This is a genomic window from Chloroflexus sp. (assembly GCF_056331925.1).
This window is the reverse complement of record NZ_JBWGQH010000071.1, coordinates 1-822: the sequence shown is the minus strand read 5'-3', so window position 1 is coordinate 822 and position 822 is coordinate 1. Positions and strand designations below refer to the sequence as shown.

Annotated in this window: 2 protein-coding genes and 1 tRNA gene; all 3 read right to left on the bottom strand. The window is 54.6% G+C overall.

Annotation, left to right across the window (positions count from 1 at the left end):
- On the bottom strand, positions 1-288 hold a 288-nt coding region (locus AC01ZF_RS17555; protein WP_476575553.1), incomplete at its 3' end, for a type I restriction-modification system subunit M N-terminal domain-containing protein.
- 1 nt (position 289) lies between these two features.
- Complete coding sequence (locus tag AC01ZF_RS17550) at positions 290-523, bottom strand: hypothetical protein (RefSeq protein WP_476575552.1); 234 nt, start codon at positions 521-523, stop codon at positions 290-292.
- 26 nt (positions 524-549) lie between these two features.
- Positions 550-625: transfer RNA gene (locus tag AC01ZF_RS17545), tRNA-Ile, on the bottom strand.
- Positions 626-822 lie beyond the last annotated feature (197 nt).

Genomic DNA, 822 nt, shown 5'->3' with positions numbered 1-822 from the left:
CACCCCCTTGAGGGAGGGGTTGTCGCGCTCCACGGCGGCCATAGCGTCGTCCACGAGCTGGCCGATGGTGGGCTGGCGGGCGTTCTTCTGGAGCTCCGACCAGCGGGCCTCAGGTGGCACCCAGAAGATTCCCTTCCCCCTGTTATCATTTAGATCAGAAAGGTGTTTAAGAAAAACGAGGCCCAGAACAACATGCTTGTACTCGGTAACACCTAATGCTCCGCGCAAAGCCAGGGTTGTGCGGAGCAGCTGTTCTAGATGTGTCAATTTTGTTGCTGGTTTACTCATTTCACCACCCCTTACTCACCACTTCCAACGCGAACAGCAGCTTCACCGGCAGGCGTTCCGCAATGACTGAACGCATACCGAGCACCACCCTAGCCGCGGCTACCTGATGCGTACTGGCAAGGTACGCTAGTTCGCGCAGCATAGCATCGCTGATCTGCGCAATCACATCATCCGGCAGTGTGACCAGCAGTGCGGCTGCTTCTTCTGGTTGGTCAGCGTATTCGAGCCACTCCATGCCTCTCTCCTTTCCCTATTTTCCAATGGTAGGCGCAGGTGGATTCGAACCACCGACCTCGATCGTATCAGGATCGCGCTCTCACCACTGAGCTATGCGCCCGTTGGTTACTATACAACACCAACCTTTAAAGTCAACAGTTGACATTTATGCCGTAGCAAATGATACTATCGTAGAATAGGCGGTCTTGGCGGTTATTGGCACCGCCGGCCCAATAGTGAAAGGAGGGTTTATGGTTATTACCACCAGGTATGCGATCGGCGGTATCACTGTAGCCGCCGCGCATCAAGGATTTTACG